Below are 16,315 nucleotides of genomic sequence, written 5' to 3' on the forward strand. Positions count from 1 at the left end.
TCGCTGCCACAGCAGCGGCGCAAGACGCAGTTGTACAGGGCGATGCGCCTGAGGGGACCACGATCATCGTCAGGCCACCGCTCATGGAAAATGAGCGAAAGCAGGAACTGCGGGAGTTCACCAAACAAATCGTTCGACCGCCGCCCATGCATCAGCCGATAGCGAAATTCTTTTTCCCGGTTTGCCCAGAGGTCCGCGGTCTCACACCCGCCGACGCCGAAGCGATAGCTGAACGCATACGGCAGAACGCACGTGCACTGGGTATTGGTGCAAATGACGATCCGAAGTGCACGCCGACGATCCTGGTCGCATTCATGTCCCCCGCTGCGGGGCCGCCGGAGAAATGGCTGTCCGCGGATTCGCCGCAGCTGGCTCACTTGGCCGCCCGCGAGCGGGAGCGTGTCCTATGCGAAGCCAGCCCCGTGCGTGCGTGGAACAGAGTCGAAGTCCGCGATTTCTACGGCCAGCCACAGGTCGTTGGTGAGACAACGTTCATCGATCCACAGCCCAAATCCAAGACCGATCCAATCGTTACGACCGAAATCACCGGAGCAGCTGTGCTGATTGCTCGCGACGCCGCGGAGGGGCTGACGCTCGCTCAGCTTGCCGACTACGCGACCATGCGCACGCTACTCGGCACAGCTGCACTGCCAAACCGAGGGCTATCCCCCGTTGAGACAATCCTGTCTCTTTTCGAGGATGCTGACCCGCCCGCCGAAATGACCGCGTTTGATCGGGCATTGGTGGCAGAACTCTACAACGCCTCACGCAATTCCTCACCTCGCCGAGTTTACAACGACATCGCCCGCGCCGCTGTCAAAGCCGAGAGGAATGCTAGGGCAGAACCTGAAGTGCCCAAACCTTAGCGTCGGGACTTGGCAGGCAACCCCGCCGTTTTGCTATCCACCCAGTTGCTGCGGTCCCCAGTGATTGCGCACCATCCTGAAATCAGTCGGGCGGCTATCACCCTGCTTGGGCCAAGAGCCGCCGATCCGCAAACGCCACCGTTGCCGTCGTCGGGCAGCGCATTTATCGTTGCTATTGTGCCCGATCTCAATGCGTTGAAAAATGTGCTGCTTGGTGCGACTTTTGCCGTTTGGTTTGGCTGGGCTTTTTTGCTGCTGATAGCTACCGTGGCGGCCGCCGTTTTTATTTTTGGGGTGCCCCTGAAAGATGAAGAAACAGGTGAGGTCGTTCCCCCCGCGAAGTCAGCAAAGTTATTTTTGATTCTTGGAGCCGCAAGCCTGCTTCTTGTTGCGGCTGGGCTCAAAATGAAGAATGGATGGGTTGCTCCATCTATTTTCAGTTGGCTGACGTCGATACCCCTCTGGGGTTACATGATTTTCATCCTCTTAAGCTGGCTTTTCGTGACATCGATTTTGAACAGTTTGGCAGGTTGGCCTGAGTTGATGCGTTCATTCGCTCGCCCCACTGGGAAAGCATTGTGCACGCGGAAGCTGAAATGGGCAGTCATGGGAAAGGGTGTGACGTTCAAAAACGTCATTACCATCGCAGCACATGATGCCGGTGTCGTTATCGACCAGAGCCGGTGGTTCGGTCCTTTCACTAGCGCGGTTCTAGTCCCTTGGGACCAAGTGAATGTTGGGCCAATCAAGGGGGCAGCGCGTGACCTGATAAGTCTTAAGTTTGGTGAATTGAAAAAGGCTACCCTAGTCTTGCCTTCGAGGTGTTGGATGGAAATCGACACGCATCAGCCAGCGAAAAAGTCCTAGTGTCTGGAAACGACCCACGACCAGCCAGGCGCCGGGCCGGTGCACGATCCCGAAAGCGGCAGGGCCGCTTTGCCCCGCCCTCAAAAAATTCCTGCCTTTCAGGGAACGACCCCATAGCTGCCGTCCCCGTCACCCCGGACTTGATCCGGGGTCCGGCTTCTTCTCCACCGTCAAATCTATGGTTAGGGTGCGTTCGGAACTGCCTGATGCTGAGGAGATGTTCGATGCGCTCTGATATCGCCGCTGCCGTAGTGTCACTGGCGTGCTTCGGCTTTCTGGCTCTAATGGCGTGGACCGGCAAGCTGGCGGGGATCGACAGCACCAAGGTGCGCCTTTTCGAGTGGATCGTCGAGGATGTCGGCGTCGGCCAATTCGGTCGCGCCGGAGCGACGGTGCTGTTCGCCGGCCTCGGACTGGCATCGGTGCCGGCGGTGCTGTGGATACGGCGCCGGTTCTATTTCGGGTGAGAGGGATGGCGCGGTGATCTTTGGCAAGCGGCAAAGCGGACCGCTGGAGGAGAAGGCCGGAATGGCGGGGGAAAGCATGAGCAGCGGCGCGTGGATGAGCAGTCTAAAGAGCAACCAGCAAATCGGAGACGATCAGGGGGTCAGAGTTAAGTTCTTCGGCCATGATTGGGAACCAGCAACCTCGAAAGTGCCGCTAACCCCTGATGATGTTTTGGCAAACATGCGTCTTTACGGGCAGGGTCATGCTAGGCAACGAGACCAGCTTCCGGAATCCTTGGCCGTCTGGGATGAGCGTCGATTCAGGAAAGCGGGAGACATATTCTCCGTTGGTTTCTTCGTCGTGCGCGGCAGGCTCGCCGAGACCCTCGCGCGTTTCGATCTTGGCGAGGGCGGGCTGATCCCGTTCCCGGTCTATCAGGCCGATCTGGCGACGCCCTATCCGGGCGAATTTTTCCTGCTCAATTTTGGCTGCATCAAGAACAGCATTCTGGTCGACCGGTGCGAGGATGCGCGCAAGTTCGTTGTCGACAAGGCCAGCGGATTGCAGATCTGGCACATCAACCGGTCGAAATCCGCAGGCGAAGTCGTGCTTTCGTCCCAAGCACAGGGCGGCCCCGACCTGTGGTTCGAGGAGGCGGTGCACAACAAGCTCTTCCTGAGCGACGCGCTGGGGCAGGCGCTGCTCGACATCGGCATGGGCGAAGTGTTCCGGCTGACCCGTTGCCGGATTGCCTGAAACCCACCAAGCGCCCTGCGCAACAAGAAGGGAAAGCTGGACCTTAGATCAAGTCCGGGGTGACGGTGTGGTTGACGGCAGAAATCCACCCAGCTGGGGTCATGAACGAGGCCGATGGGCGATCCCGAAAGCGGCATGGCAGCTTTGCCCCGCCCGCGAAAAATTCCTGCCATTCAGGAAGCGACTCCGACGCAGTCATTCCGTCAGCCCATCAAGCTCGCATTCCTTGAGCCGCACACTGGTCGGCAATGCATCAACAAAGTCCCGCAACTCGCGCTTTGAGGGCGGCCACCATACATTGACCGGAACTATGTCGGCGATAAGCCGGGCATGGCAGGGCCCGACCAGCAAGGCATCGGACCTAGGGTCGCCAATCCCTTTGGCAATCTTGCCGCCTGCAGCAAGGGTGCTGCCGAACCCGTCTTCCGGGATATTGAGGCCGCCAGCGAAGTCTGTGTGCTGGCGATAGTCCTCCGGCACCACAAAAAGCTTCACAATCCGCGGTCGCTTGAGCCGCACCAGCGTCGTCCTGCGGGGCGGCCTGCCATGCACGATCAGAACCGTACCCGGAGTGCTACTGAATGATGCAGCGGCGGGCGCCCAGTAATTCATGCAGGACGAGGCGCAGACCCCGAAGGCTTCCACGGCCCATTTTTCCTCCCGGATGATGCCTGCCCCGGCCATGGCGGATCCAACCCAGCCCCCGAACGAGCTCACCCGAAGCGTCCGGACATCCGCATCACGATGCCGCTCGAAGCATTCGACGGATTCCGGTTCGGTTCCTCCGATATAGGTGAGGACTTGTGAGGCAGCGTCATGGACGCATTCGGTCTTCTCTTCCCTCAGCAGATCGATGACCTCCTCCATCGACCGATCCGCAGCCGCGCTTTCCTCGCTGGCCATGGGTGCGAGCGCCAAAACCGCCCCCGCAAGCACTGGCATCAATCGAAGATCATGGATCCGATGCCCCTGCCGCCCAGATAACAGATGTAAAACACCAGCACCCCTGTCGCCACGATGAGGGACCCGATCAGAAGATCACGCTCCGCAAGCATGCGGGCCGAAGGAGTCTTTTTGTCATTGCCCATCTAAATTCTCACCAACACAATGCTTAACTTATTGATTTATTCAAAAAATGTTGAACACAGCCTGCGCCGTCAAGAGCCTCGCCTGGGCTGATCAGTGTGCCACTTCTGTTGGCTGATAGCGCGGGCGCGCTTCGGGCATCAGCTTACCGCGTGCATAGGCGAACACCAGCAGGCCTAGCACCCCGGCGACAACCATATCGGCAAAGGTCGTGTAGAACAGCCAGACATCGGTGGTGCCATAGCGCGCCACCGCGACATTGAGCGCGGCAAGGACAAAGCCGATCACCCCCATCCCGATCCCGAGGCGGCTTGCGTCCATGTTGCGATAGGGCAGATAGCGCATCAGCCGGATTGCAAGCCGGTTGCCGCCCGCCAGCCCATCAAGCAGAAACAGCCCTGCGCTAACCAGCCCCACCACCGAAGAACGGTATTTGACAGCCTCTTCGGACTGGAATGTCAGTGCCAGCACGGCCGAGAGGATCAGCAGCATGATCCCGAACAGCGCCAGCCCGCCCAAGAGATCAATCCGGATTACACGCTGCACCGCCAGCAGAGCGAGCCCTGCGACCGCCCCGACAAGCGCGGCGGTCGTCAGATCGGTTTGTTTGGCGACGAGGTAGAACAAGAGGCCAAGCGCAAAATCGACCGCCAGCGGAATGGCGTTGCGCCGGAAAACTCCGAAATCGATATGGCCCGGCTTGCTGGTATCGCCCAGCCCTTCGCGGAATCCCTGTCGGATCGCCTCACTGAATGTCATGTCGGCATCGGCCGCGGCGAAGGCTGCCTCGCGATATTTCTCGGGATAGGCAATGGTGCGCCCCGGGTGGCTTTCATGAACCAGCGCGCCGTCGCGACGCACCGCAATGCCGACATTCAGCACACTGATATAGCCTGCCTCAACCTCAAGGGCAGAACCATCGGGGAGCGGTGCTTTCAGCCAGTGGTTTCGCACCGCATTGGGGCCGGCAGGAGGGGTCTGATCTTGCGCGACTGGCCTGCCATTGAGATAAAGCTCGGAAAACAGCCCAGCAGTGCTGGAACGCATCCGTACCAGCCCCTTGAGGCCGCCAATCTCGAACTTGCGGCGATAGCGCCATAAGGTCAGTCCACTCATGACCATCTGCTCCGGATGCGCCCTGCGGCCGATCAGGCCCGGCGAATTGCTGAAAGACTATTTTTCAGCTATTTATCAGTCAAGCCTCGATCCGCTGAGCGCGTCTCAGCTCTCGTCCAGCAATTCGGCAGCGTAAGGCGGCGTCATCCAAGCTGCCGTGAAATTGGCGATCAGAAAGAATGCGCTCAGGATAAACTTCCCTGTCGACTCCCACTCCTGCGGGTCGCGCGGAAACCACATGCCCCGATCCGCAAACCATCCCAGCAGCCAGGCCCATACCGCCACCAGCAGCGTCACCACGCAGCCCGCAGTTCTGGTGGCGCTCATTTCGACCAGCCTTTCACGCTCGTCCGGTGGAGCCTCGAGCCCGAGCCAACCTTGGCGTCTGATGATCAGTCCAGCGTGCAGTGCAAAGGCACCGAAAAAGGCGGACCCGAGCCAGAAGGAATCATGCGCGCCTTGTGACACGTCATAGATGCCCCACAGCAACATCGCGGCAAGGACAAGCGACAAGACGATCACGAAGCGCGGCGCCAGCAGCCACATGTTGGTGTGCAACCACCGGCCCGCGCGGACATTCCATGCGCTGAGCGACGAGCCCGGATGTTCGATCATGCACGCGTCTCCTTCAAGGTCTGCGAGAGCGAAGGGAACGGTTCAAAAGAAAACAGCAGCTCCACCGGGACGCTGAACACGCCGGCCAGCAACAGCGCCAGTTCAAGGCTCGGCTTGTAATCGCCGCGCTCGAGAAAACCGATGGTCTGGGGGTTGACCCCGACGGCATCGGCAAGTTCGCGGCGGCTCATTCCTGCATCGGCCCGGAACATCGCGATTCTGTTGTGAATCACTCTCGACATAGCCTGAATTTAATCACTTCATTGCGTTTACGCAATAGTTTGATGAGATATGGCGAGTGTATGGGGAATCGCTATCGTGCTTGAAGCGCGCATTCCCCTTCACGAAAGCAGCGCGGCGGCTTTTCCCCGCTTCTGAAGAATTCCCGCCTTTCAGCAACCGACCCCGTTTGAGACAGTAGAGATTGTTTGCGCACGCTCCTGCAACCGGCATACTGAAGATGCCAATGAATGAGATCTATCTGATCCGCCACGGTGAAACGGAATGGAACGCTCAGGGCCGTTTCCAAGGAAAGCTGGATTCAGCCCTTACTGACACTGGCGTTCAGCAAGCCGCAGCTATCGGTAGATGCCTCGCTGGGTTGGACCTCTCAGTCGATGCATTCGTCTCTAGCCCGTTGGGAAGAACGCGTCAGACAGCAGCAATCATTGCTGGAAGCGCGCATCTTCCTGCTGCTCAATGTGATGACCGTCTCGCTGAGGTGTCGTTGGGCTCATGGGATGGTTTGACGCACATTGACATCGACGCACAGTGGCCCGGATTGCTCGATGGCTCCACACCGTTCGACTGGTTTTTCAGGTCACCCGATGGCGAGAGCTATGACTCCGCTTTCCGGAGATCCGATTGCTGGCTGGAGGAACGGCAGGGTGTAACCGTCGCCGTGTCTCACGGGTTGATTAGCCGGATCATCCGAGGCGCATACAGCGGGTTGTCCAAGACAGATGCATTGAGCCTGCCGGTCCCTCAGGACGTTATCTGGAGACTCTCCAACGGTCGGATTGAGCCAATATTCGTCGGTTGAGCATCGGCGCATCATTCGCGCGCATAGCTCGAACCTGCCGTTCCGGAATCCACCCACAAGCGGTCACGAGCCGCGTAACGCTGCGATCCTGAAAGTTGTCCGGCAGCTTCAACGGTTTTTTCGCAAGCAGCCGCGTTTTTGGAAGCGGGCCTTACCGGACACCGAACACTCTTAAGCCAATTGACCTTTGCGAACGAGCTCACCGGCGAGCAACGACAGTATAAATGGGCACCTTTCGATCACGATGCCTATAGTTTCCCCAGGACAAAGAGGTATTTGGGAAACCCAGTATTTTCAGATATTCGATGACCAACAAGGGCGGAAGGCGGAACCAGCCATCGGTTATCCAGTCCGGGCGATCAGCTTTCGGCATGAAGCGTGGACGATTTAGGATCCTGCTGCCCAAACGGCCATAAGGCGAGACGTCTGCGACAATCATTGCTTCTTGCGCCAGTCGCGATCCGTTTTCCAGGGCCATAAACGGATCGCGCAGGTGCAGGAGAATGCTGCCGAAAACCGCGACATCAACCGGGCCGATAGCTTCGGGAATGTCATAAACGATGCCGTTGACCATCTGTGCACGGGACCCGAACGCCTTGTGGCAGAACCAGTAACCATTGTTGATGCGCCTTAGGTGCGCTCGGCGATCCTTGCGAGATGCTCTAAAGTCGTTCGACCTGAAAGGGACGATGTCCCAGTCGAACTCATCCGAAAGGTCGAAGGACACAACCTCAGCTCCCTGTTGTTCGATATAGAAAGACAGGATACCCGAGGCAGCACCGACATCCAGGACGCGTTTGCCTGCAAAGTCAAAATTGCCAAGGTAGGGTCCTATTGCACCCCGCAGATCCCACTCGCCCTCGACTGTGCCATGACCCGGCACGTCCATTGTGTGATAGAAGTAGCACTAGTCGGGCGACATGACATCGCGCGGGGGGAATAGGGCGCCGCTTCGTTGCGGCGCTCGATCGTATTGAACATCGGCGCGATCCTTGGAGCAAATGATCCCACACCCTATCGTTCAAGCTCGGCATTGCCTACCCGCTTTCTTGTGACAAAACCAAGAAATACAGTGCAATGCGATCCGCCAAAGCGGACAGGCAACTTCCCACCCATCATCGGCCTCGCGTCGGGCCGGCGCGCGATCCCGAAAGCCGCATGGCGGAGCGGACCCGCTCGCAAAAAATTGCTGCCCGTCTGCAACCGACCCCGAAGCGGCCATAGTTTCAGCTCATTTAACTTTGGCTCGAAGCAAAGTGTGAAGGAAATTTTGCCAATCAATCTTCAGGTAGTCGATCGGGGTCATGGCCATGTCTACGGATTGCATAGCTAAGGGCCCCGTTTACACGGGACATGCAGTGGCTACGCTCGCGCGAGCCGACGGGGATTCCAGCCGCAACTGTGAGATACCAATCCCGAGCACCGCACCTGCGGCCGTAGCTACATTGGCTTTGGCGGCATGCGGCGGGGGTGATAGTCCGAGTAGCCCAGCACCGTCGGTGGGCGTCGCTCCAGGCGCAGCGGTGCTCAAGCCGCAAACCGACAGCGAAGCAGCGAGGTTTCTGTTGCAGGCATCCTTTTCGGCCAGTTCGGGGGCGATCGCCGAAGTTCGCAATGACGGCTTTGCGCCTTGGCTCGATCGCGCGATGCGCCAGGCCAACGATGTCAGCGCAGCCGGCTATTTCGAGGCGCGCGGCTTCGACAGGGTCGACGCCAACCGCTTCTACAACGGAACTACCACCGGCGACTGGATGATCTGGTCGCAATTGCTCTCCGGCGGCAACGTCTTGCGCAAGCGGTTTGCCTTGGCGCTGTCGGAGTTCTTTGTTGTCTCGCTTGGCGATATCGACATCTCCTGGCGCGGTCCGGCGATCGGCGAATACTGGGACATTCTCAACCGCAACGCCTTCGGCAGTTTTCGCACGCTTATCGAGGAGATTACCCTCAACCCGGCGATGGGCGTCTACCTCAATACGCGCGGCAACCGTCGCGCCGACCCGCGCACCGGGCGCGTGCCTGATGAGAATTATGGCCGTGAGATCATGCAGCTATTCTCAATCGGACTGTTCGAACTCAATCCGGACGGCACGCCGCGCACAAATGGCGGCGAACCTATCGAGACCTACACTAACGACGACGTAACCGGCATCGCGAAGGTCTTCACCGGTTACGATTTCAACTATTCGCAGACTCAAGCCTTCCCCGATCCCACCAATCCCGCGCGCACCGTCGCAGGCGTGGATTTCGCGCGCCGGCCGATGACTGCCGACCCGAGCAAGTGGTCGCGCCCAAGCGCCGACGGTTTTCATGCACAGGAGGAAAAGCGCTTCCTCGGACTTGTCATTCCTGCGGGGACCAATGCATCCGAATCGCTGCGTCTGGCGCTCGACCACCTCGTCGCGCATCCGAATGTCGGACCCTTCTTCGCGCGCCAAATGATCCAGCGGCTGGTTACCAGCAATCCATCGCCCGCCTATGTTGGACGGGTCGCAGCGGTGTTCGCGAACAACGGGCAAGGCCGGCGCGGCGATCTTGGGGCGGTTTTCAAGGCGATCCTGCTCGACGAGGAGGCCCGCGCGATGGCGAATGTGGCCAACCCTGCCTTCGGCAAGCTGCGCGAGCCGATGCTCCGCTTCGTCCAGCTGGCACGGACCTTCGGGGTGCGCTCGGCGAGCGGGAATTTCGAGGTGGGTAGCCTCTCGGACCCTGCCACCCGCCTCGGTCAGTCGCCGCTACGTTCGCCCTCGGTCTTCAATTTCTTCCGACCGGGCTATTTCCCCGCCGGATCGCAGATCGCCACGAACAACCTGCTCGCGCCCGAGTTCCAAGTCGTCAACGAGACCTCGGTGGCGGGCTATGTCAACTTCCTTGAAGGGGCAGTCGGCATGTCGGCGAGCTACCTGCGCGATCTCTCGCTCGATTACGCCGCCGAACTCCCGCTCGCTCATGATCCGGCGCGGCTCGTCGACCACCTCGACCTGCTGCTGACCGCAAACCAGCTGTCGGCGCCGGTTCGGGAGACGATTACCGGTGCTATCGGTAGCTTCGCAGTCCAGCAGACCAGTTCCGATGCTGACAAGCTGCGCCGCATCCACGCGGCGGTGCTGCTGGTGATGGCCTCGACCGACTATCTCGTGCAGAAATAGGGGCGTGCGTGCGATGCATATCGGCAAGGAACTCGAGATATCGCGGCGCGCCTTCCTGCAGCGTTCCGGCCAGCTTGCCGCGATGGGCGCGGCCTCCTCTTATGCGCTGGGACTTGCCGGGATCGGTGAGGCGGCGGCGTTCTCCTCCGATGGTGGCTACAAGGCGCTGGTCTGCGTATTCCTCTATGGCGGGAACGACCACGGCAATACACTGATCCCCTTCGATCCAGCCAACTACGGGCGCTATGCGGCGATCCGTGGCGGGATCAACGAGGAGGGCGGCGGCATCGCCCTGCCGCGCGCCTCGCTCGCAGGGACTGTGCTTTTGCCGGCAGGCGGGCAAACCCTTACCGATGACATCACTTATGCCCTCGCGCCGAGCATGCCGCGCATGAAGGCGCGATTCGATCAAGGCGTGATGGCGCCTCTACTCAATGTCGGACCGTTGATCGCGCCCATGACCCGTGCGCAATACGACAACAACTCGGTGCCGCGGCCGCCCAAACTGTTCTCGCACAATGATCAGCAATCAACATGGCAAAGCTCACAGCCCGAGGGTTCGCAGACCGGCTGGGGGGGACGGATGGGTGACCTTGCCCAGAGTGCCAACACCAATGCGATGTTCACTGCGATCAATGCTACGGGCAACGCGGTCTTCCTGAGCGGGCGGCAAGCCCTGCCCTATCAGGTCTCTCCTTCGGGGGCGATCCTGTTCCGGCCACTGCGGACCGGTCGCCTGTTTGGTTCGGGCACTGCCGCGAGCGCGCTCGAGACAATTCTCAAATCGGCCTCCGGCAACATCCTTGCTGCCGACCACGCAACGATCAACGACCGCTCGATCAAGTTCGGCTCCTTCGTCAACAATGCGCTCGCGAACGCTGCGATCGCTACCGATTTCGGCACCGGCAACGGGCTGGCGGCGCAGCTGCGGACAGTCGCCGGGATGATCGCAGCGCGCAGGTCGCTCGGGGTGACGCGGCAGGTCTTCATGGTGTCGATGGGTGGATACGACAATCACGACGGGCTGATCGGGCGGCACGATGGCTTGCTCGCGCAGCTCGATTTCGCGCTTGATGCCTTCTACCGCGCGACGGTCGAACTGGGCGTCGCCGACCGGGTGACGACCTTCACTGCGTCCGATTTCGGTCGCACGCTGTCTTCGAACGGTGACGGCTCGGACCATGGCTGGGGCGGGCATCATTTCGTGCTGGGGGCAAGCGTAGCGGGCGGGCGGTTCTATGGCCGGGCGCCACACGTATCGGTCGATACGCCCGATCAGGTAGGGCGCGGGCGGTTGCTGCCCACTACATCGGTCGACGAGTATTCGGCCACGCTCGCTAAATGGCTCGGGGTCAGCCCGTCCGAACTTCCTTCGATCGCGCCGAATATCGGACGCTTCGCAAACAGTGACCTTGGATTCATGCAACAGCCTGAAACAGTGGCAGCTGCTGCTAAACGTATGACCTGAGGCTTTCGTCGATACTGCAGAACGGATCTTCGGCTTTTCATTCAGAAACGGTCATGCGTGGGGGTGAGGCGCGACCCCGAAAAGAAAATGGCAGCTTCTGGCAGAAGCAGACATACAACTCGCCGATCTTGAACGACTGGCTCTGGGTCGGCAGCTGCCGGCTTCTGTTGGGACTTTGCCGTCACTCCAAAACAGCATGCCGAATTGCTGGCTTTGCCAAGAGCGGACACAGCTAAGCTCGGGCCCATAGATGGCGGCTATTCGAGCCCTGTTTCAGGAAGCCCGTTATGCAGGTGCCTTCCCTGACGCTGAACCAAGAACAGCTGCCGAAAAGCCAGCCCCCGAAAATTTATGATTGTGGATGCGGCGATGAACAACAACCACGCCATCAAGCGGTCACCGTGCGCCTGCGCAGCACCGGCCAGAGCCCCGCGGGCGATCCGCTGTTCGTCGAACAGGGCGGCCCCGGCGATTCCACCATCGGCGTGATCGTCGACCAGATCTTTCCCAACCTGCCCGGTCTCAAGGCGGTGCTCGAGTCCCGCGACCTCGTGTTCGTCGAGGAACGGGGCACGCGCTATTCCAAGCCCTTCCTGACTTGCCCGGAATATGACGCGAAGAACATCGCGGTCGCCAAGGGCGAAATGGACTACACCGATCCGAGCTGATTCAGGACCTGCCAGGCGCGCTTCCAGAAACAGGGCATCGGGCTTGGGGCCTTCAACACCATCGAGAACGCGGCCGATGTCTACTTCGTGGCCGAGACCCTCGGTTACGACGCCTTCAACTATTACGGCGTGTCTTACGGCACGCTGCTGGGTCAATATGTCATTGCGCCGGCGGATCAGCACAAGGCCAAGCTGAGGAGCGTGATCGTCGATGGCGTTGTGCGCGCCGACATCGACTTCAATCGGGCGGGCGGTCATGCCGCCAGCTTTGCCTTGCGCAACGTGTTCCATTCCTGCGCGCAGGACCTCAAGTGCGGCCGGGCCTATCCCGATCTCGAGCAGAAGTTTCTCGCGATTATCGACCGGCTCGACTGCGAGCCGGTGAGCCTGACCCTGACCACGCCGAACACCAAGCAGCCCGTCGTCACCAAACTCGATGGCCTCGCCTTCGCCACCGCGCTGGTGCCGTAGCTGGGCCGCCCCTATTCGGGCAATTCGGCGAACGGCACCTCGATCCCGAAGTTCATCCACGCCGCCAGTCAGGGCAAACTCGACTGGGTCGCCGAGAACCTCTCGGGCGACCTCGAATCCAGCGACGGCAGTGCCAAGGGGATGTATCACAGCCTGGTCTGCGTGCGGGAGCAGTCGATGCGGGTGAGCCCCGACGACGCCCTCCCGCCGCCGCTTGCGCCGCTCCGCGCCTGGGGGGAGCGCGAGGGCGAGTCGGTAGCGAAGGTGTGCTCCGTGCTCGAAGCGGAACGCAAGCCCGTCTTCGCCTATCGCAACACCGAGGTTCCCACGCTGGTGCTGAACGGTGCCTATGATCCGGTGACGCCGCAGTCCTACGGGGAAGCCGTGGCCGCGAACCTAAAGAACGCCTATGTCTATACCTTCCCCGGTCTTGGGCACGGGTCGTTCTTCCCGGCGGCAGGGATGCCGACGACGGACTGCTCGATCACGATAGCCACAGCGTTTCTCGCCAATCCCGGGCAAGCGCCCGACAGCAGCTGCGTCGCCAAGGTCAAGCCGCTGTTCGTGGTGGAGTAGTTCGCTGATCCACAGAAGCGATGCCGCGGCCAATGACTTCGGCGCTGACTGAGCCCAATCTCGCAATCGGAACCGGATGGTCAAGAGAAGGAAACGATGAAGACAAGCCATTATGCGGATCACGTCAGGGGCGATTAAGGCCGAACTGGCGGGATCTTGCCCCTGACGACATTGGACGTGTCCGCGAGGGCTGCCATACCCCCAAGCGAAGCGCCCCAGCACGGCATCGCCGTCCGCACCCGGCTTGATGACGGGGTTTACGACATGGGCAATCATGTTGCGGGATTTGCAAGACCCCATCGCAAAGGAGTGGCCCTCAAGGGGTCACGACGTGTGAGCGCAGCGAACTACGCATGTAAGCTGGAGGGGCTGGAAATGCGCGGAATAGTCAAAATGGGATGCAAAAATATTTTTGCACCCCGTTTTGATGTTTTACTCCTGAAATTCTCACTGCCTTTAATTTAGACAGGAGGGGCTTAATTATGAAAATCTGAGCCTGATCTAGTCAGCAAGCTCGCTCAGAGGTATTTTTTCGACCTGCTTTTGCGACCAGAAAATGCCTGTAAAATGCCTGTTCTGGCATTTTTTTGGCCATTCTTGACCTTGCAAAAATTTGAAATCATAAACAATTTTTCGCCGTACGCCTTAAATGGGGTCTGGCAGCAAAAAATCATTCTGGGTGCCCAGATCGGCGCTTCCGCCAAAATCGCCTCAAAGCGCCTCTCATGCGCCTGAAATATTTTTTGGTGTCAAAAATTTGGCACCGAAAAATAAAATCATCTGCCTTTGCTTGGGGTCCTGTGGATGGCAGTTTTGGCACTTTTGTTGCACTTAGCACAACTTAAGCAGGCGATCCAGTGGAGGGGAAATGGCGGTTCCCCCCTATGCCGCCCAAAGCTCAGGCTCGGGCAGCGCACCAATCATGGCGAGACCGTGCGCGATCGATGTAAGCTCGTCGCCCGAGGCGATCCGCTCCACCCCGAAGCGCCTGCCAAAGATGGCCCGCACCGCCGGGATCAGCGAGGAACCGCCGGTCAGAAACACGCGGTCGATTTCTTCTGGCGCGAGTTCGGCCCGCTGAAGCGCCTGATCGAGCGCCTGTTCTATGCGGGCAAGGTCAGGCGCAATCCATGCCTCGAACTCGGCCCGTTCCACCTCAGCAGCAATGCCTAGTCCCCCGCCCTCGAAGCGGAATTCGGCCGATTCCTGGTCTGACAGCGCCCGCTTCAATTGGCCCACCGCCGCATAGAGGGGATAGCCTTGCTCGTGCTCGATCAGCGCAATCAGCCGACCGATCGCCGTCGGATCAACCGCGTTGCGCTGCAACCGGCGCAGTTCGTCGAGCGTGCGGCGGTTGCGCATCAGCGCGAGGCGTGACCAGTCGGAAAACTCTGAAAACCATCCGCCGGGAATGTCCAGCAGCTTGTCGAAGGAACGGTATTGCCCGCCCTTCCCCAGCATCGGCAGCACCAGGCGGTCGACAATGCGCTGGTCAAAACGGTCGCCGGCGATGCCGATGCCGGACGAGGCCAGCGGCGTGCAGCGTTGCGGCGCACCGGCATCCGCGATCCGCACGATCGAAAAGTCCGTTGTCCCCCCGCCAACATCAGCGACCAGCACCGTGGCTGGCTCGGTCAGCCGCGTGGCATAGCTGAAGGCTGCGCCCAGCGGTTCATAGACGTAGTGCACCTCAACCCCGAAATCGGCGAACATCGCCCGATAACGCTCCCGCGCAAGGTCGCTGTCCGGCTGAGCGCCGGCATATTCCACCGGCCGCCCAACGATCACCCGCCGAGGCCGCTGATCCAGCTTCCCGTGCGCGTGGACCACCAGCTTGCTGAGAAACAGCTGGCCCATATCTTCGAAGCGAAACGGCCGGTTGAAGATCAGCGCGCGCTCGAAGAAGGGGCTCGCCACCACTGACTTGAACGACTGGACAAAGCGGCAATCGGACGGGGTGTCGAGGAACTCCTCAATTGCCCACGGCCCAGCCTCGCTATCGACGCCGCCAGGAACGCCGCTATCTTCCCAGAAACACAAGGCCGAGCGGAATGTCGGGCCGCTCGCCTGCTTGCTCTGAAAATCGATCAGTTCCGATCCGCCGGTGCCGTCTGCAAGGGCCGCAACCGTGTTGGTGGTGCCGAAATCCAGCCCGATGGCTTCGATCATTGCGCTACCCGATTTTGGTCACGCAAGGCCGCCAAATCCTCAGCCCCCAGAACCAGACGCACGCCAAGCGAACCTGTGCCTCCCAGCACGGGGGATTTCCTCAGGCAGAGTTCGACCGCTTCGATAACGTCATAGGCGGCGCAGGCCTGCGAGATCAGGGTCATCAGGTATTCCTGCGTCTCGAACGTCCGGCTGCGCGCAATCTCGGCAATCTTTGCGATCAGTGGATCGTAATCGAAGACATTTACCATGTCGTCCGCGGCGATCTGTACAAGATCGGGTGCAATCGCCAAGGTCAGCTCGAGGATATGCGAATCGGGCACCACATCGCTCGGCCCATAAGTGCCGATCGAAACGGGAAGATGAAGATCACGCAGTTCGATTCGGGCGAGGCGAGGCATCGATCAGGCTTTCATGAGCAAAGTTGCAGGCTGCTGTGCGGCGAGCGGGGGCGCTACACTGAGTCAGCCTTCAGGGTAAGCTGGAAATCCAATCGTGTCTGCCAAGGGTAAGCCGTAGGGCTTCTGCTTGATTGGCCTCGCCGCTTTCAATCGTGAATTCGGGCCCCGAGCACGCTCTATCCAGGGGCACATACTGTGCCACAGACTGTGCCCTTGACGATGACCTTTGGCTGATTCAAAGGAAGGGGCATAAAGAAAATGCTTTGGAATGCAATGACTTGGAATAGGCTCGTCAAGATGCCGAAAAAATTGGGTGGGAATCCTGTCTCCCCGACCACTTTTCAAATAAAGCATTGAAATGAAAACCGCTTTCATCGGTTCGGTGAGGCAGTGGTGCACATAGTGTATCACATACGGTTTCACCGGGCTCCTTTCTGGAGACCCTTCAATGCCCAAAGTCCCCTTCACCATGCGTCGCTCAGGCCGCTACTACTTCCGCGAGCGTGCGCGTTGGCAAAATGGCAATGATGTCACAGCCATAGTATCACTGGAGACCTGCTGCGCGCAGGAAGCCCGGATTCGCGGCGCCGCCCTGTCGGCGCATTTCGAGAAGGTGAAGCA

Annotated in this window: 19 protein-coding genes; 11 read left to right on the plus strand and 8 right to left on the minus strand. The window is 59.8% G+C overall.

What is annotated here, in order from left to right; all coding sequences use genetic code 11:
• The first annotated feature begins 83 nt into the window (after nucleotides 1–83).
• From SOQ14_RS03670 to SOQ14_RS03685, 4 genes are all read left to right on the plus strand, one after another.
• Nucleotides 84–866, plus strand: coding sequence for a hypothetical protein (locus SOQ14_RS03670; protein WP_322896688.1), 783 nt, complete (start codon nucleotides 84–86; stop codon nucleotides 864–866).
• Nucleotides 867–926: 60 nt separating this feature from the next.
• On the plus strand, nucleotides 927–1,733 hold the full coding sequence (locus tag SOQ14_RS03675; RefSeq protein WP_322896689.1) for a hypothetical protein: 807 nt from the start codon (nucleotides 927–929) through the stop codon (nucleotides 1,731–1,733).
• Nucleotides 1,734–1,957: 224 nt separating this feature from the next.
• Complete coding sequence (locus SOQ14_RS03680; RefSeq protein ID WP_322896690.1) at nucleotides 1,958–2,200, plus strand: hypothetical protein; 243 nt, start codon at nucleotides 1,958–1,960, stop codon at nucleotides 2,198–2,200.
• Nucleotides 2,201–2,213: 13 nt separating this feature from the next.
• Nucleotides 2,214–2,936 (plus strand): hypothetical protein, encoded by a 723-nt coding sequence (locus tag SOQ14_RS03685; protein WP_322896691.1) that lies wholly within the window; start codon nucleotides 2,214–2,216, stop codon nucleotides 2,934–2,936.
• A 195-nt stretch (nucleotides 2,937–3,131) separates the two neighbouring features.
• Here the strand turns inward: SOQ14_RS03685 and SOQ14_RS03690 are convergent, their stop codons facing one another.
• From SOQ14_RS03690 to SOQ14_RS03710, 5 genes are all read right to left on the minus strand, one after another.
• Nucleotides 3,132–3,839: a hypothetical protein gene (locus tag SOQ14_RS03690; RefSeq protein WP_322896692.1), complete on the minus strand. Its 708-nt coding sequence runs from the start codon at nucleotides 3,837–3,839 to the stop codon at nucleotides 3,132–3,134.
• A 38-nt stretch (nucleotides 3,840–3,877) separates the two neighbouring features.
• The gene (locus tag SOQ14_RS03695; RefSeq protein WP_322896693.1) at nucleotides 3,878–4,024 is read right to left on the minus strand and encodes a hypothetical protein; all 147 of its coding nucleotides are present in this window, start codon (nucleotides 4,022–4,024) and stop codon (nucleotides 3,878–3,880) included.
• Nucleotides 4,025–4,115: 91 nt separating this feature from the next.
• On the minus strand, nucleotides 4,116–5,138 hold the full coding sequence (locus SOQ14_RS03700; protein WP_322896694.1) for a septation protein IspZ: 1,023 nt from the start codon (nucleotides 5,136–5,138) through the stop codon (nucleotides 4,116–4,118).
• A 105-nt stretch (nucleotides 5,139–5,243) separates the two neighbouring features.
• The gene (locus SOQ14_RS03705; RefSeq protein ID WP_322896695.1) at nucleotides 5,244–5,753 is read right to left on the minus strand and encodes a hypothetical protein; all 510 of its coding nucleotides are present in this window, start codon (nucleotides 5,751–5,753) and stop codon (nucleotides 5,244–5,246) included.
• Nucleotides 5,750–5,995 (minus strand): helix-turn-helix transcriptional regulator, encoded by a 246-nt coding sequence (locus SOQ14_RS03710; protein WP_322896696.1) that lies wholly within the window; start codon nucleotides 5,993–5,995, stop codon nucleotides 5,750–5,752. The genes SOQ14_RS03705 and SOQ14_RS03710 overlap by 4 nt, the downstream gene beginning before the upstream one ends.
• A 224-nt stretch (nucleotides 5,996–6,219) precedes the next feature.
• On the opposite strand from SOQ14_RS03710, the gene SOQ14_RS03715 reads away from it, so the two are divergent.
• Nucleotides 6,220–6,795 carry a histidine phosphatase family protein gene (locus SOQ14_RS03715; RefSeq protein ID WP_322896697.1) on the plus strand — a complete coding sequence of 192 codons (576 nt, stop codon included), beginning with the start codon at nucleotides 6,220–6,222 and terminating at the stop codon, nucleotides 6,793–6,795.
• Between the two features lie 199 nt (nucleotides 6,796–6,994).
• On the opposite strand, the gene SOQ14_RS03720 is transcribed toward SOQ14_RS03715, so the two are convergent.
• Nucleotides 6,995–7,684: a class I SAM-dependent methyltransferase gene (locus tag SOQ14_RS03720; RefSeq protein ID WP_322896698.1), complete on the minus strand. Its 690-nt coding sequence runs from the start codon at nucleotides 7,682–7,684 to the stop codon at nucleotides 6,995–6,997.
• 634 nt (nucleotides 7,685–8,318) lie between these two features.
• Between SOQ14_RS03720 and SOQ14_RS03725 the strand changes: the two genes are divergently transcribed.
• From SOQ14_RS03725 to SOQ14_RS03750, 6 genes are all read left to right on the plus strand, one after another.
• Nucleotides 8,319–9,941 carry a DUF1800 domain-containing protein gene (locus SOQ14_RS03725; protein WP_322896699.1) on the plus strand — a complete coding sequence of 541 codons (1,623 nt, stop codon included), beginning with the start codon at nucleotides 8,319–8,321 and terminating at the stop codon, nucleotides 9,939–9,941.
• A gap of 13 nt (nucleotides 9,942–9,954) precedes the next feature.
• Complete coding sequence (locus SOQ14_RS03730) at nucleotides 9,955–11,409, plus strand: DUF1501 domain-containing protein (RefSeq protein ID WP_322896700.1); 1,455 nt, start codon at nucleotides 9,955–9,957, stop codon at nucleotides 11,407–11,409.
• Nucleotides 11,410–11,696: 287 nt separating this feature from the next.
• Nucleotides 11,697–12,077: a hypothetical protein gene (locus SOQ14_RS03735; RefSeq protein WP_322896701.1), complete on the plus strand. Its 381-nt coding sequence runs from the start codon at nucleotides 11,697–11,699 to the stop codon at nucleotides 12,075–12,077.
• Nucleotides 12,078–12,164: 87 nt separating this feature from the next.
• Nucleotides 12,165–12,548 carry a hypothetical protein gene (locus SOQ14_RS03740; protein ID WP_322896702.1) on the plus strand — a complete coding sequence of 128 codons (384 nt, stop codon included), beginning with the start codon at nucleotides 12,165–12,167 and terminating at the stop codon, nucleotides 12,546–12,548.
• 177 nt (nucleotides 12,549–12,725) lie between these two features.
• The gene (locus tag SOQ14_RS03745; RefSeq protein ID WP_322896721.1) at nucleotides 12,726–13,124 is read left to right on the plus strand and encodes an alpha/beta fold hydrolase; all 399 of its coding nucleotides are present in this window, start codon (nucleotides 12,726–12,728) and stop codon (nucleotides 13,122–13,124) included.
• 567 nt (nucleotides 13,125–13,691) lie between these two features.
• Entirely contained in the window at nucleotides 13,692–13,859 is a 168-nt protein-coding gene (locus SOQ14_RS03750) for a hypothetical protein (RefSeq protein WP_322896703.1), read from the plus strand.
• A 147-nt stretch (nucleotides 13,860–14,006) separates the two neighbouring features.
• On the opposite strand, the gene SOQ14_RS03755 is transcribed toward SOQ14_RS03750, so the two are convergent.
• Together SOQ14_RS03755 and SOQ14_RS03760 are read right to left on the minus strand one after the other, a co-directional pair.
• Nucleotides 14,007–15,293, minus strand: coding sequence for an Hsp70 family protein (locus tag SOQ14_RS03755; RefSeq protein WP_322896704.1), 1,287 nt, complete (start codon nucleotides 15,291–15,293; stop codon nucleotides 14,007–14,009).
• Nucleotides 15,290–15,694 (minus strand): dihydroneopterin aldolase, encoded by a 405-nt coding sequence (locus tag SOQ14_RS03760; protein WP_322896705.1) that lies wholly within the window; start codon nucleotides 15,692–15,694, stop codon nucleotides 15,290–15,292. The genes SOQ14_RS03755 and SOQ14_RS03760 overlap by 4 nt, the downstream gene beginning before the upstream one ends.
• Nucleotides 15,695–16,315 lie beyond the last annotated feature (621 nt).

The organism is Erythrobacter epiphyticus (assembly GCF_034653295.1).
Classification (GTDB): Bacteria; Pseudomonadota; Alphaproteobacteria; order Sphingomonadales; family Sphingomonadaceae; genus Erythrobacter.

Coding starts and splice junctions, on each gene's coding strand:
- SOQ14_RS03715 (WP_322896697.1), top strand. CDS start 6,220: ATGAATGAGATCTATCTGATCCGCCACGGTGAAACGGAATGGAACGCT.
- SOQ14_RS03730 (WP_322896700.1), top strand. CDS start 9,955: ATGCATATCGGCAAGGAACTCGAGATATCGCGGCGCGCCTTCCTGCAG.
- SOQ14_RS03680 (WP_322896690.1), top strand. CDS start 1,958: ATGCGCTCTGATATCGCCGCTGCCGTAGTGTCACTGGCGTGCTTCGGC.
- SOQ14_RS03745 (WP_322896721.1), top strand. CDS start 12,726: ATGCGGGTGAGCCCCGACGACGCCCTCCCGCCGCCGCTTGCGCCGCTC.
- SOQ14_RS03755 (WP_322896704.1), bottom strand. CDS start 15,293: ATGATCGAAGCCATCGGGCTGGATTTCGGCACCACCAACACGGTTGCG.
- SOQ14_RS03690 (WP_322896692.1), bottom strand. CDS start 3,839: ATGGCCAGCGAGGAAAGCGCGGCTGCGGATCGGTCGATGGAGGAGGTC.
- SOQ14_RS03700 (WP_322896694.1), bottom strand. CDS start 5,138: ATGAGTGGACTGACCTTATGGCGCTATCGCCGCAAGTTCGAGATTGGC.
- SOQ14_RS03720 (WP_322896698.1), bottom strand. CDS start 7,684: ATGGACGTGCCGGGTCATGGCACAGTCGAGGGCGAGTGGGATCTGCGG.
- SOQ14_RS03705 (WP_322896695.1), bottom strand. CDS start 5,753: ATGATCGAACATCCGGGCTCGTCGCTCAGCGCATGGAATGTCCGCGCG.
- SOQ14_RS03735 (WP_322896701.1), top strand. CDS start 11,697: ATGCAGGTGCCTTCCCTGACGCTGAACCAAGAACAGCTGCCGAAAAGC.
- SOQ14_RS03695 (WP_322896693.1), bottom strand. CDS start 4,024: ATGGGCAATGACAAAAAGACTCCTTCGGCCCGCATGCTTGCGGAGCGT.
- SOQ14_RS03710 (WP_322896696.1), bottom strand. CDS start 5,995: ATGTCGAGAGTGATTCACAACAGAATCGCGATGTTCCGGGCCGATGCA.
- SOQ14_RS03670 (WP_322896688.1), top strand. CDS start 84: ATGGAAAATGAGCGAAAGCAGGAACTGCGGGAGTTCACCAAACAAATC.
- SOQ14_RS03750 (WP_322896703.1), top strand. CDS start 13,692: ATGCCTGTTCTGGCATTTTTTTGGCCATTCTTGACCTTGCAAAAATTT.
- SOQ14_RS03760 (WP_322896705.1), bottom strand. CDS start 15,694: ATGCCTCGCCTCGCCCGAATCGAACTGCGTGATCTTCATCTTCCCGTT.